At 70.4% G+C, this 13,080-nt stretch carries 11 protein-coding genes; 4 read left to right on the forward strand and 7 right to left on the reverse strand.

The genetic code is table 11. The annotated features are described in order from the left end of the window. Window positions 1-887: TRAP transporter large permease subunit (locus tag PHN62_RS08390; RefSeq protein WP_300148999.1), on the reverse strand; the 887-nt coding region annotated here is incomplete at its 3' end. Beyond that, entirely contained in the window at window positions 884-1,393 is a 510-nt protein-coding gene (locus PHN62_RS08395; RefSeq protein WP_300149002.1) for a TRAP transporter small permease subunit, read from the reverse strand. The genes PHN62_RS08390 and PHN62_RS08395, both read right to left, overlap by 4 nt. Before the next feature lie 296 nt (window positions 1,394-1,689). Between PHN62_RS08395 and PHN62_RS08400 the strand changes: the two genes are divergently transcribed. Together PHN62_RS08400 and PHN62_RS08405 are read left to right on the forward strand one after the other, a co-directional pair. Next, a complete protein-coding gene (locus tag PHN62_RS08400) occupies window positions 1,690-2,910 on the forward strand; it encodes a class I SAM-dependent methyltransferase (protein ID WP_300149004.1) in 1,221 nt (406 codons plus the stop codon). Window positions 2,911-3,157: 247 nt separating this feature from the next. Beyond that, on the forward strand, window positions 3,158-4,378 hold the full coding sequence (locus tag PHN62_RS08405) for a hypothetical protein (RefSeq protein WP_300149007.1): 1,221 nt from the start codon (window positions 3,158-3,160) through the stop codon (window positions 4,376-4,378). Between the two features lie 97 nt (window positions 4,379-4,475). Here PHN62_RS08405 and PHN62_RS08410 read toward each other — a convergent pair whose 3' ends face one another. Further along, complete coding sequence (locus PHN62_RS08410; protein ID WP_300149011.1) at window positions 4,476-6,611, reverse strand: ComEC/Rec2 family competence protein; 2,136 nt, start codon at window positions 6,609-6,611, stop codon at window positions 4,476-4,478. A 97-nt stretch (window positions 6,612-6,708) separates the two neighbouring features. After that, window positions 6,709-7,722, reverse strand: a complete 1,014-nt coding sequence (locus PHN62_RS08415) for a hypothetical protein (RefSeq protein ID WP_300149014.1) — start codon at window positions 7,720-7,722, stop codon at window positions 6,709-6,711. 232 nt (window positions 7,723-7,954) lie between these two features. Here PHN62_RS08415 and PHN62_RS08420 point away from each other — a divergent pair, with 232 nt between their 5' ends. Both PHN62_RS08420 and PHN62_RS08425 read left to right on the forward strand, forming a co-directional pair. Further along, window positions 7,955-8,524 carry a cold shock protein gene (locus tag PHN62_RS08420; protein ID WP_300149016.1) on the forward strand — a complete coding sequence of 190 codons (570 nt, stop codon included), beginning with the start codon at window positions 7,955-7,957 and terminating at the stop codon, window positions 8,522-8,524. Next, the gene (locus PHN62_RS08425) at window positions 8,511-9,062 is read left to right on the forward strand and encodes a DUF192 domain-containing protein (protein ID WP_300149019.1); all 552 of its coding nucleotides are present in this window, start codon (window positions 8,511-8,513) and stop codon (window positions 9,060-9,062) included. The genes PHN62_RS08420 and PHN62_RS08425 overlap by 14 nt, the downstream gene beginning before the upstream one ends. Before the next feature lie 129 nt (window positions 9,063-9,191). Here the strand turns inward: PHN62_RS08425 and PHN62_RS08430 are convergent, their stop codons facing one another. The 3 genes from PHN62_RS08430 to PHN62_RS08440 all read right to left on the reverse strand — a co-directional run bounded on the left by PHN62_RS08430 (window position 9,192) and on the right by PHN62_RS08440 (window position 13,065). Next, window positions 9,192-10,607: a class II 3-deoxy-7-phosphoheptulonate synthase gene (locus tag PHN62_RS08430; RefSeq protein WP_300149023.1), complete on the reverse strand. Its 1,416-nt coding sequence runs from the start codon at window positions 10,605-10,607 to the stop codon at window positions 9,192-9,194. 98 nt (window positions 10,608-10,705) lie between these two features. Next, window positions 10,706-11,671: an NAD(P)-dependent oxidoreductase gene (locus PHN62_RS08435; RefSeq protein WP_300149026.1), complete on the reverse strand. Its 966-nt coding sequence runs from the start codon at window positions 11,669-11,671 to the stop codon at window positions 10,706-10,708. Then, entirely contained in the window at window positions 11,668-13,065 is a 1,398-nt protein-coding gene (locus PHN62_RS08440; protein ID WP_300149029.1) for a glycosyl transferase family protein, read from the reverse strand. Before PHN62_RS08440 ends, PHN62_RS08435 begins: the two co-directional genes overlap by 4 nt. Between the last annotated feature and the right edge of the window lie 15 nt (window positions 13,066-13,080).

A 13,080-nucleotide genomic window follows, 5' to 3' on the forward strand; every position in this document is an offset into this window, starting at 1 on the left:
GCCATGATCAGCCACATGAACATGCAGCTGACGCCGAGCGTCTTGCGGGCGGTCTGATGGAGCACGTCCCAGGTCAGGCGCCCCCGGATCAGGGCCACGAAGGTCGAGGCCGACGCGCCCACCGCCGCGCTCTCCACGAGGCTGGTGACGCCGGTCAGGAAAAGCCCCGTCATCGAGAAGAAGATGACGAAGGGCCAGATCCCCGCCTGAAGCGCATGGAGCTTCTCGGCGCGGGTGATCTTCGCGCGCTCCTCCTCGGGCATGGGGGGGCCGAGCTCGGGATTCAGCCGGCAACGCACCATGATGTAGAGCAGGAAGAGCGTCGCCATGAGCAGTCCGGGAAAGACGCCCGCCATCCAGAGATGGCCCACCGGCTGACGCGCGATCATGCCGTAAAGCACCAGCACCACGCTCGGCGGCAGCAGGATTCCCAGCGTCGAGCCGCCCTGGATCACGCCGGTGACCATGATCTTGTCATAGCCGCGCCGGAGCAGTTCGGGCAGGGCGATGGTCGCCCCGACCGCCATGCCCGCCACGCTCAACCCGTTGATCGCCGAGATGACGATCATCAGCAGCATGGTGCCTATGGCGAGTCCGCCCCGGATCGACCCCATCCAGACGTGGAACATCCGGTAGAGGTCGTCCGCGATGCGCGATTCCGCGAGCATGTAGCCCATGAAGACGAAGAGCGGCAGCGTCAGCATGGGATACCAGCGCATCAGCTTCATCGCCGAGGAGAAGGCCATGTTGAAGCTGCCCGAGCCGCCCCAGAGGAACAGCGCCGCCACGGCCCCCACGAAGCCGATCACGGCGAAGACGCGTTGTCCCGTCAGGAGCATGAGCATCATGCTCGAGAACATCAGGGCGGCGATGAGTTCATAGCTCATTCGATGGGGGCTCCGCGCAGGGTCGCCCAATCGCGGAAGAAGATCGCCACCGCCTGAAGGAGCGTCAGGAAGATTCCGAAGGTCATGACCAGCTTGACCGGCAGCATGGGCGGACGCCAGGCCGAGAAGCTGTGTTCGTTGGTCTGCCAGGCGTAGTAGGAGCTCGCCACGCCCCCCGCGAGCAGCAGCGCGAGAAAGAAGATCATCGCCAGCCCGGTGAAGAGATCCACGCCCGCCTTCCTGCGGGGCGTCCAGCGGCTGTAGAGCAGATCCATCCGCACATGCTCGCCTTCCTTGAGCGTCCAGGCGCCGCCGAGCAGGTAATAGGAGACCATGACGAATTGCGCCGCCTCCACCGTCCAGAGCGACGGCAGGAACCAGGTCTTCATGATCACCGACCAGAGCAGGATCCCCAGCAGGGCGAAGAGCAGGAGCATCGCGAAGATTCCCGTCCAGCGGCTGAGGGAATCCACCCATCTGACGTAAAGCCGGATCGCCTTTGGCATGGGCGGCCTTCCGGCCTGCGGTCCTCCGGATGCGGCTGTCTCCATGAGCTCTCCTCCGGCGTCGTCCGTCCCGTCTTCGAGGGGAGGATCCGCGCCCGATCTCCTTTGTCCCAAAGAGGAAGAAGGACTGTCAACGCCGCAGCCTTCACCCATGCGGATAAAGCGGAGGACATCACGAATTTCAGGGTTGATTCCGCATCTGCGCGTTGCGTCGCGCCGGGATGGGTTTATGATCCGCCGCCCTGAATTCTCCCTGATTCTCCCCGCTTGAAGCCCCTCCAGATCGGAGTTCCCGGATGAGCCTCGCGCCCGCCGATTCTGTTTCTTCCTCCGCGCGTCCCCGGATCCGGTTCCGGGAGAAGCGCGGAGGTCGCTTTCTGCGCGAGGGCGCGCCCTGGGCCTATCTCGACGAGATCGCCTTCGACCGCCGGACCAAAGCCCTGCCGCCGGGCTCGGTGGCGGCGCTGGAGGACGAGGAGCGCCGCCTCGTCGCGACCGTGGCGCTGAACGCCGGGACTCAGGTGGCCCTGCGGCTGCTCGATTCCGATCCCGAGGCCCGGATCGACGGCGCATGGTTCGCGGCGCGCTTCTCGGCGGCGCGGGATCTGCGGGCGCGTCTGATCGGGGGCGAGCATTACCGCCTCATCCACGCCGAGGGCGACGGCCTGCCCGGCGTGATCGTGGACCGCTTCGGCCCGGCCTGCGTGGTCCAGGCCAACGCCGCCTGGGCGGAGCTGCATCTCTCCGCCCTGCTGGAGGGGCTCGACCTCGCGCTCGCGCCCGAGGTGGTGGTCCTCAACGACGAATCCCGCCTGCGCGCCCTGGAGGGCCTGCCGCCCGGACGCCGCCTCGTGAAGGGGACGCTCGACGGCCCCGTGGAGGTGCCCCAGAACGGCGCGATCTATCTGGCGGATCTGCTCAAGGGCCAGAAGACCGGCTGGTATTTCGACCAGCGCCCCAATCACGCCTACGCCGCGCTTCTGGCGAAGGGCGGTCGGATGCTCGACGTCTTCGCCCATGCGGGCGGGTTTTCTCTGGCGGCTCTGGCGGCGGGCGCGACCTCGGCTCTGGCGGTGGACAGTTCGGAGCTGGCGCTCGACCTCGCCCGCGAGGCCGCCGCCCGCAACGGCTTCGGCGCGCGCTTCGCCGCCGCCCGCGCCGACGCCTTCGGCGCCATGACGCGTCTGGCGGAGGAGGGCGCCCGCTTCGAGGCGGTGGTCTGCGATCCTCCGGCCTTCGCGCCCAACCGCGCCGCGCTGGAGGCGGGCCTCCGGGCCTATCGCCGCACGGCGCGTCTGGGATCGGCTCTGGTGGAGCCGGGCGGCTTCCTCATGCTCTGCTCCTGCTCTCAGGCGGTGGAGCCGGAGGCTCTGCGCGAAGAGGCCTGGGCGGGCATGCGCGCTTCGGGACGTCGGGGTCGTCTGGTCCATTCGGGGCGCGCCGGGGCGGATCATCCGATTCATCCGGCCCTGCCCGAAACGGGCTATCTCAAGACTCTCGCCTTCCAGCTGGATTGAAAAAACGCCGCCTTTCGGGGAAAAGGCGGCGTGAGGCGAGCGATCAGGAGGCGCTGGACCCACAGAGGCGCGGCGGCTCTTGTTCGTTCACGGTAAATCAGGAGTCTTGACGGAGCGTGAACCTTCTTCTTCCTTGCGGCGCGCCCGACCGCGCCTATATCGCCCCGGAAGCCTCGCCTTCTTTCGCCTTGCGCGCCTCCTCGCCGTCTTCCGGCCCGGAGGCCCCTCCTCCAGACGGAGCCGCGTCATGACGCTTTTCATCCGCCCCTCCGCCTTCGCGCCCTCTTCGGGCCTCCTGCTGGCTCTGGGGCTGGCTCTGGCCGCGCCCGCGCCGGGCTGGGCGCAGGCTCAGACGCAGGGGGCGGCGATCTCCGATCCTCTGGCGGAGGATCCGGCCATGCGCCGCCTCTACGGCGAGCTCCGCGAGGTGCTGGAGCGCGCCGCCGAAGCCCGCCGCCGCTCGGCGGAAGGGGGCTCGCAGATCCTGCGCCGTCAGTTCGGACTCGATTCCGACAGCCGCGCGCGCGAGCTTCTGGGCTCGGCCTTCGGGCTGGTCTCGGAGCTTCCGGTGGTCGAGACCCAGGAGGAGATCGCCCGCCGCCGTCAGAACGTCGAGGCCCTGCGGGAAGAGATCTCCCGTCTGCGCGAGCGGCGCATGTCGGCGCCCGAGGACGCGGGCGTGATGGGCAGCCTCGGCCTGGCCCACGACCGCCAGAGCATCGACGCCGCCATCGCCGAGCTTCAGAACCGCATCCTTGAAAACGAAGCCTCCGTGGTCGAGGCGCGGGAGAAGTTCCGCGCCGCCATGGAGGGCGCAGGCGTGGCGCTCACGCCGGAGGAGGCGGAGCTTCTGCTCGACAGCGTGTCGGGCGGAGACCTGACGCGCATCGCGGCGGCCTATCAGGCGGCGCGCGGCGTGAGCGAGCAGCTCCGGGCGCTGCTCGACGACTCCGGCGAGGATCTGACCCAGGCCCGCCGCTATTACGGCATGCACGCCGCGACCATCGCGCTGCTCGCCGAGGCCCAGACGCAATTCATCGAGACGGTGGACGGGGGCTATCTGCCCAAGCTCGACCAGATCGAACGGGATCTGCGCGCCGCCCGCGCCGAGACCATGCGCCTGCTGCAGGGCGATCCCACGCCGGAGCAGAAACGCGCCCTCGAAGCCAATCTGGAGAGCCAGCGGCTGGCTCTGGAGGCGGCTGCGGTCTATCGTCGGCATCTGTCGGGCCAGCGCGACGAGATCCACGCCGAGCGCGAGAAGACCCTTCGGGAGCTGCACGTCGCCGACAACACCCTGCGCACGGTGGACGCCAGCTTCCAGCTGCGCCGCCTCATGGAGAACGCGGACCTCTCCTTCGAGGCTCTGGGCAGCATGAAGAGCCCCGGACTCGAGCGCATCTTCGAGAATCAGGAGCTGCGCCGCGAATTCGAGGCCCTGACCCGCCGTCTCGCGCCGGGGAGCTAGAGCGTTCTCCAGCGAAGCCGGAAGGGCTTCGCGTCGTGAGAACGCGACCAGCAAGAAGCCGGAGCCTTTGAGCGATCCGGCAGGATCGGAAAAGGCTCTAGAACTCCAGGGGGTTCGCGCGGGTCCAGATGCGCCCGACGCGGCGGCCGGAGGCGAAGACCGGACCCTCCGGCCAGAAGCTCACGGCCTGGGAGCCCTCGCGGCGCAGACGCCAGGCCGGCAGATGCAGACAGCCGCCCTCGATCCCTTCCCATATCTCGCCCGTCACGAGCAGGGTCTTCGGGGCGCAGCGGGCCGTCAGAGCCTCAGGCGCCGTCTTGCCGGACCAGACGATCACGCGCCAGCCCTCCGGCGCCGAGGCTTCGCAGCCCGCGTCCGCGCAGAGCCAGCCCGGACGCGCCGCCGCCTCTTCTTGCGAGGCCCCGTCGCCCTCGCGCCGCAGCCAGGCCGAGGCCTCGTAGCTCTTGCGTCCGTCATGGCTCAGCGCCAGAAGCCCGTCGGCGCCGCGCAGGCCCAGAAGCCGACCCTCGGCGTCGATGAGCAGATCCGGCCTCGGCGCCGCCCCCCAGAAGGCCAGCCCCAGACCCAGAGGCGCCAGACCCGCCAGCCTCAGCCGCCGGTCGCGCCAGAGGCAGAGCCACAGCCCTCCGAGCGTCGCCAGCCCCAGAGCCCAAGGCGCAGGAGAAGGCAGGATCGGCGCCGCGCCGGGCAATCCGGCGAAGAACTCCGCCAGCCGGTTCAGCGCCTCCAGACTCCAGCCCAGAGCCCGGAGCGCCGGAGCTTCGAGGCCGAAGGGCGCGAGAATCGCCGAAAGCGCCAGAGCGGGCATCACCGCCAGACTCGACAAGGGCGCCGCCGCCAGATTGGCGGGCAGATTATACAGCTGGACCCGGTTGAAATAGGCCGCGCCGTAGATCCCCGAGGCCAGTCCCGCCGCGAGGCTCATCACCACCGAGCCGAGCAGCGCCAGAACCAGACGCCGCGCCCATCTGCGGGCCGCGCCCTCGTCCGGCGAGCCCGCGAAGATCCGTCCGACGGGGATGGCCTCGAAGGCCGCGACCAGAGCCGCCGTCGCCGCGAAGGACATCTGGAAGCCCGGCTCCAGCAGGCTTTCGGGCCGCAGCATCAGCAGGATCAGAGAGGCCGCCGCCAGAGACCGGAAGCTGATCGCCCGCCGATCCAGCAGGATGGCGACCATCGCCGTCCCCGACATCACATAGGCCCTTTGCGCAGGCGCGTCCGCGCCGGAGGCCGCCAGATAGACCGTCGCCGCCGCCAGAGCCGCCAGAGCCGCCCATTTCCGGATCGGCCGCCGCGCCGCCAGACCGGGGACCGCCGCCAGCAGAGTCCGCGCCGCGCCGAAGATCAGGGCGGTCATCACCGCCATGTGCGCTCCCGAGATCGACAGCAGATGCGCGAGGCCCGAATCCCGCAAGGCGATCTCGACCTCTTCGGGCGCGAGCCCCCGCACGCCCACCGACAGCGCCGCCGCCACGCCTCCCGTGCGGGCGCCGAGGCGCTCGACGAGCGCCATCGCGACCTCCGTCCGCCAGCGCGAGAGCCGCGCCCCGGCGTCGAGATCCTCGGGCCGGGGCGGAAGGATCAGGATGGTCTCGGCGCGCGCCGAGCCCACGCCGCCGATTCCCTGAAACCAGACCCTCTGGCCGTAATCATAGCCGCCGGGCATGGGCGGGCCTCCGGGCGGCGTGAGCCATGCGGTCATCTTCACGCGCTCGCCCGCCTGAACTTCGAGATCCGGCGGGACGCCGACCTGAATCCGCTCGGGGACGCCCGCGCGCGGCGGCTTCTCGAAGACGAGGCGGTCGAGAATCAGCCGCCGCTTGCCCTCGGAGCGGAAAAGCTTCGTCTCCACGCGGCCTTCCAGCACGAAGCTCCCCTGATGCGCGAGGATCGGCGCGGCGACCAGACGGGCGCGGATCGTCGCCGCGCTCCAGCCGAGGCAGAGCGTCAGCAGCGCCCCCGCGAGAATCGCGAGCGGCAGGCTTCCGCGCGCCCGCGCCAGAACCCAGACGCCGAAGGCGAACCAGGAGGCGCCCGCGGTCCAGAGCGGCGGCTCGAAGGGCGCCGCGAACCAGAGCAGGATTCCGATCCCCAGACCCACCGGCGCCCAGAGCGTCAGCCTCCGGCGCTCCGTCGCCCGGATCGGGGGGCGCTGCGGCGCCTCATGGGCGAAGGCCCCGGCGAGAAGCCGCGGTTCGGAAGCGGCGGACATGAGCGGCTCCCTCCCGCCGGAGTTCAGGGGAGCGGCAGCATCGACGCCCGCGCCGCGCGCGTCAAGCGGCGGCGGCGCGACCGGAGGAGGAAGATCCTCAGCGGGAGGCCTGAAGCTCCGCCGGAGCGGGCGGCCTGGGCGCGGCCTGCGCCAGAGCGGGCGGCACGGGCGCGGTCAGGGCGGGCGGCGGCTCGATCAACTCGGCGTGACGCTCGGCCAGCTCCTGCGCCTCGAAGCCGACGAGCACGACGCGCTCTTCGCCTGCGGCGTTGCGCAGGAAGGCGCGTCGCGCGACGCGTCCGCGCCGGAAGCCCTCGGCCTGATGGCGGCCGATCCATTGCGGATCGCGCACCGGGCCTTCGGAGAGCAGCGCCAGAGCCGCGATTCCGTCGGGCTCCAGATGGAGCGCCCCCTTGGGGCCGTCGAAGCCGAGCAGCCAGACCACGGAGGCGTCCGGGCGATTGGCGAGGACGCGCTCTTCGGCCACGAGCGTCATCTCCTGACGCGCCGCCGGATCGACCAGCGTGGCCGAAACCCCGAGGGCGTAGGAGAAATGCGCCGCCGTGGCCAGAAGCCGGTCGCTTTCCGCCAGCAGACGGCAGCCGCAGTCTTCCCGGCCTTGCAGCGCCGCGAAGCAGCCTTGCAGCGCCGAACGGGCGGCGGCGGGCTCGTCCGCTCCGCGCCCGAGCGTCAGGGCGGGGCATTGTCTGGCGGGCTCGCCCTGGGCCAAAGCGCGCGGCCCGACGGTCTCGACGAAGGCGCGGCCCTGCGGATCGCCGTAGAGAAGTCCGATCTGGGCGGCCTCCAGACGGGTGGGGCGATAGGCGGCGTCGCTGCGGGCCAGAGTGGCCGCATGGCTGACGGCGGCCTCTATTCCGGCGGGCGTCCCGGCGACCACGTCCAGCCGCCGGATGGGGTTCAGGAAGCTTTGCTGCGCCGCAGGAGCGCGAATCGCTTCGGCGAATCCGCTTGCGGCGGCCGGGGCCTCGAGGCGGACTCCCGCGCCGGAGGGAGCCGTCGCGCCGCCATGGGCGCATCCGGCCGCGAGGACCGCCGGAAGCAGCCATCCGGACCAGCGGAGGACGCACGCGAAAGTAAGGGGCGGGGCCATGAAACCAACTCCGGATGCGAGAAAGGGCCGTCGAGAGGCGCGGCGGCGATGATCGTACGGAAAAAACATTAACCTCAAGGCCACATCCGGAAAGTTAACGCGCTTGTGCGTCGAAAGGCGTTTTGCGGGCGCAATCAGTTGACTTAAGCTCCGGACGGGGATGCGCGCGGGGAGAGATCTTCCCGGGCGCGAGGGTGTTTGGTGTGTCTGGTGTTCACGGTTGGCTGAAGTCATGAATGACGACGACGCGAAATCCGCCATGGCGGCGGACCTGGGCGGCACGATCGTCGAAGGCTGGATCAAGTGGTATGATCCCGGCAAGGGATATGGATTCATGGTCCCCAGAGACGGCGGGCCGGACGTGCTGCTGCACGCCTCCACGCTGAGGGCCGCCGGGGTGCAGACCCTGGTCGAGGGAGAGGCCGTCTCGGTGGAGGCGGCCCAGAGCGAACGCGGGCTGCAGGCCCTGCGCATCCTCAAGCTGGATGAAAGGATCCTGCCGCCGCGCGAGCGGCCGCCGCAGGAAGAGGGCGCGCGTCCTTCCGATTTCGCGGCCTCGGCTTCGGCCGAAGGGCCGTTGCTGCCCGCCCGGGTGAAATGGTTCGACAAGGCCAAGGGCTTCGGCTTCGTGAACATTCTGGGGCATCGGGACGACGTCTTCGTGCACATGGAGACCCTGCGGCGCTTCGGCATGCCCGAGCTGATCGCGGGGGAAGCCGTTCTGGTGCGCACCGGTCAGGGGCCGCGCGGGCGCATCACGGTCGAGGTGCGGCCCTGGGAGCACGCCTGTGATCCGCAATGAGCCTCTGCGCCGGTCCCTGACGATCCTGACGGCCGTTCTGGCCCTCGGGTCGGGCTGCGCCTCCACCCGAGCCGCGCCGGCGGCGGCTTCTCCGGCGCTGATCGCGTCGAATCCCGAGGAGGCCGCGCTCGAGACGCTCGATTGCGCCGCCGCCAGGGGGCGGATCGGCTTCGCCGGACGCGAGGAGGCCGCCTTCGCGGTCGAGATCGCCGCCGACGCCGAAAGCCAGCGCCAGGGCCTGATGTGGCGCGAGGCTCTGGGGCCGGAAGCGGGGATGCTGTTCATCTTCTCGCCGCCGCGTCCTTCGCAGTTCTGGATGAAGAACACGATCATTCCTCTGGACATGATCTTCATCGATCCCCGGGGGCGGATCCAGCACATCGAGCGCGAGGCGGTTCCGGGCGATCTCGCCCCGAGGGGCCCCGCGCGGGCGGTCTCGGGCGCGGTGCTGGAGATCGCGGGCGGACGCGCCGCCGAAGTCGGGCTGGAGCTGGGCGATCTGGCCGTCTGCCTCGTGGAGGAGGCGCGAAGCCTCTGATGCGGCGGGCGGGCGCGCCAAGCCTTCTCCGGAGGCGGCGCCTGAGGATCCCGGTTCAAGCCCTTGCGACGCCATGAAAAAAGCCTCCCCGTCCTGCGACGGGGAGGCTTTCGCGTTTCATCCGGAATCTCAGCTCGCGGCGGCGAGCCGGGCGCGTTCACGTTCATCCTCACGCCTGCGTTCGGCCTTGGCGGCCTGGGCGATCTCGTCGAACTCCTCGGCGAGGAGGAAGGCCAGCTCCAGCGACTGGCTGGCGTTCAGACGCGGATCGCAGGCCGTATGGTAGCGGTCCGAGAGATCCGCCGCCTTGAGGTCCTGCAGGCCGCCGAGGCATTCCGTCACGTCGGCGCCGGTCATCTCGATATGCGCGCCGCCGGGCTGGGCGTTCTCGGAGCGGCAGATGTCGAAGAACTCGCGCACTTCCTGAAGGATCCGCTCGAAGGGGCGGGTCTTGTAGCCGTTCTCGGCCTTGATGGTGTTGCCGTGCATGGGGTCGCAGCACCAGACGACCTTCCGGCCCTCGGCCTGCACGCGGCGGACGAGGCTCGGGAGATGCTCCTGGGTCTTGCCCGCGCCGAAGCGGCCGATCAGCGTGAGGCGGCCCGCCTCGTCCTCCGGATTGAGCCGGTCGATGAGCCGGATCAGCTCGTCGGGCTTGAGGCTCGGGCCGCATTTCAGGCCGATGGGATTGAGCACGCCGCGGCAATATTCGACATGCGCCCCGTCGAGCTGACGGGTGCGGTCGCCGATCCAGAGCATGTGCGCCGAACCCGCGACCATCTGGCCCAGATGGGTGGAGTCCTCGCGGGTCAGGGCCTGCTCGTATTCGAGCAGCAGCGCCTCATGCGAGGTGAAGAAATCCACCTCGTGCAGGGCGGGGGCCTCCTTGGTGCCCACGCCGCAGGCCTGCATGAAGTCCAGCGCGTCCGAAACCCGCTCGGCGATGCGGCGGTAGTCCTCGGCGCCCTCTCCGGCGGCGAAGTCGAGGTTCCATTCCGAGACGCGGCGCATGTCGGCGTAGCCGCCCTTCGCGAAGGCGCGCAGCAGGTTCAGCGTCGCGGCGCTCTGGGTGTAGGCTTCGAGCATCTTCTCGGGCCGGGGCCGACGCGCCTCCGCGGTGAAGGGCAGATCATTGATGATGTCGCCGCGGTAGCTGGGCAGCTCCACGCCGTCGATGGTCTCGGTGGGGGCGCTGCGCGGCTTGGCGAACTGCCCCGCCATGCGCCCGACCTTGATCACCGGCTTCTTGGCGCCCCAGGTCAGCACGACGGCCATCTGCAGCAGCACCCGGAAGGTGTCGCGGACGGCGTTGGCGCGGAAATCGGCGAAGGCCTCGGCGCAGTCTCCGCCCTGAAGCAGGAAGGCTTCGCCTCTGGAGGCGGCGGCCAGGCGCTGTTTGAGGGTGCGCGCCTCTCCTGCGAAAACAAGCGGCGGAAAGCTGGCGAGCCTCGAGGTGACGCCCGAGAGAGCCGCCGCGTCTTCATAGACGGGGCTCTGGTGGACGGTGAAATTGCGCCAGCTTTCTTTGCTCCAAGAGGCGGTCATGATGGGTCTCCTCACATCGATCCGATGGAGATAAACATTTTTCAACGATAAGGAAACCCCGGCTTTCCCGAAACGGCTCACAAGGGCGCGCAAGGCGCTCAGGCGAGGGGAGGAAGCCCCGGCAGATGCTCGACCTCGAAGCCCGCCGCGCGCAGGAGGGCGGCTTCGGGCGCCTCGCGGGCTTCTCCGGCGCGCAGCCTCGCGACGCGACGGCCGGCCTCCGCCGCCGCGCGCATGAGGGCGGAGGCGTCGCCTGCGAAGGCCAGGCGCTCGGAATCGCGGCGGGCGATCTCCAGGAAGCCGGGGTCTAGCCCGGGATCATGCAGGATCAGATCCGCCTCCTGGAGCCTCTGGGCGGCCCGCAGGCTGAGGAGATCCGGAGCCCCCGGCCCCGCGCCGATCACCGCAAGCGCGCCGGGCTCCGTCTCGGGGAGGCGCCCCTCCGCCATGGCGCGACGCATCAGGGCTTCGGCCTCCGCGAGCCGCCCTTGCGCCGCCAGACGCCGCGGCTCTCCGGCGAAGACCCAGAGCCAGAAGCCGCGCCGTGCCTCGGGGGGCAGGCTTTCGGCGAGAGGTTCGCGCAGATCCGCCGCCAGAGCGGCCAGGGCTCCGAGATCAGGCTCCAGAAGGCTTTCGAGCCGCGTCTTGATCCTCCGGGCGAGGACCGGCGCCGCGCCCTCGGTGCCGATGGCCGCCACCAGAGGCGCGCGGTCCACGAGGGCGGGCGTATAGAAATCGCAGAGCTCCGGGCGGTCGACCACATTGACCAGAGCGCCCCCCGCCCGCGCCAGAGCCGCCAGCCTGGCGTCTTCGGCCTCGTCTCCCGTGGCGACGAAGGCGACGCGCGCGCCCTGGAGATCCGACTCCCGCGCGAGGCGCGTGGCGCGCCCCGAAGCGACCAGCGCCGCCAGTTCCTCATTCAGATCAGCGGCGAAGACCTCGATCTTCACGCAGGATTTCAGCAGCAGCCGCGCCTTGCGGGCGGCCTCCTCGCCGCCGCCGAGGATCAGGGCGCGCTCCCCTTCGACTTTCACGAAGAGCGGGAAGGCCTTCATTTCATTCATCGGCGGTTCGCCCAGAGCTCCTCGGCGCGGGCCTGAGCCGCCGCGACGTCCGGCGCCGCGCCCGCCGCCAGCAGCGCCAGAGCCGCCGTTCCGGTCGCCACCGACGCCGAGAACTCATCCTCCAGCCGCCCTGCCCAGAGCGCGGCCAGATCCGCCGGATCGCCGCCCTTTTCCGCCGCGAGCCGCCGTTTCTCGCTCCAGACGGGCGGAGCGGAGTCGTCGAGGATCGCGCCATGCTCCAGGCGGTAAAGCTCGACGGCCTTGGCCGGATGACGCTCGAATTCGCCGCCGCCGCCCTTCAGGGCCATGAAGCGCGGTTGTTCGAGCAGAACCGCCGCATCGCGCTGCAAGTCCCTGTAGGGCGGATGAAACACCCCCTGAAGGCTGGTCTCGGCCCGCGCAGGATTCAGCGCCCGCAGGCAGGAGTTCACCGGAGAGCGCAGCCCGAAGACTTCGCGCAGCTTCATCAGCTCCTGAAAGCGCGGGTTCAGCGCCGCCAGAGGCGCGAAGGCGATTCCCTCCGCCGCGAGGGCCGCCTTCGCGGCCTCCGGAGTCTCCGTCACGGCGATTCCCAGAGCCCGCGATCCGGCCTCCGGCGTGGGGCCGAGCAGCGGCGTCCAGCCATGGAGCAGCACCGGCAGACCCGCCCGCGCCAGAAGCTTCGCCGAGAGCAGGAACAGCGGCAGGCCCCGACTCGCGCCTGCGGCGTAGGCGGGCCAGTCCACGGCGGCGCCGACCTCGCTCCAGCCCGGCGCCAGAGTCTCGCGCATGGCCTCGACGATCCCCGCCGCCTCGGCCGCGTCCTCGCTGCGATAGCGCAGCAGCATGAGCATCGCGCCCAGAGCCTCCGGCCGGGCCTCGCCCGCCAGAGCCAGACGGAAGGCCTCGCGGGCCTCCTCGCGGGTCAGATGCCGCGATTTCGACGGGCCGCGCGCCAGAGCCGCCACGAAAGGCGCCAGAGCCTTGCGCCGGGGCGCGCCGAGCAGAGGCGCGAAGGGACGCCAGAGCTTCGCAGGCTCCAGCCCCCGCGCGCGGCAGAAGGCGCGGGCCTCGGGCGAATCGAGAAGCTGCAGGGCTTCGGGCTCGATCTGCGCCGCCAGACCCGCAGCCCCCGCGCCATAGGCCAGTTCGGCCAGAGCCGCGCCTTGCGCCGCGATCTCCAGAATCTCTTCTTCGGCGGGCAGAAGCTGAACGCCGCGCCCATCCTCGAGCTCCAGCAGATCGCCGGGGGCGGCCTCAAGCGGCGGGTCGAAGGCGTAGGAGACCGCTTCCTCGTGAACCGTGGTCAGGCTTCCGGTCCCCAGCCGCCAGGCGTGATGCGGCAGAACCGCGACGTCCCAGGCGGTCGGCGGAGTCCCGGCGGCGCGGATCAGGCGACGGGCGGAGAGACTCATGGCGGATTCCTCACA

This window comes from Neomegalonema sp. (assembly GCF_028688855.1).
Classification (GTDB): Bacteria; Pseudomonadota; Alphaproteobacteria; order Rhodobacterales; family Rhodobacteraceae; genus Neomegalonema.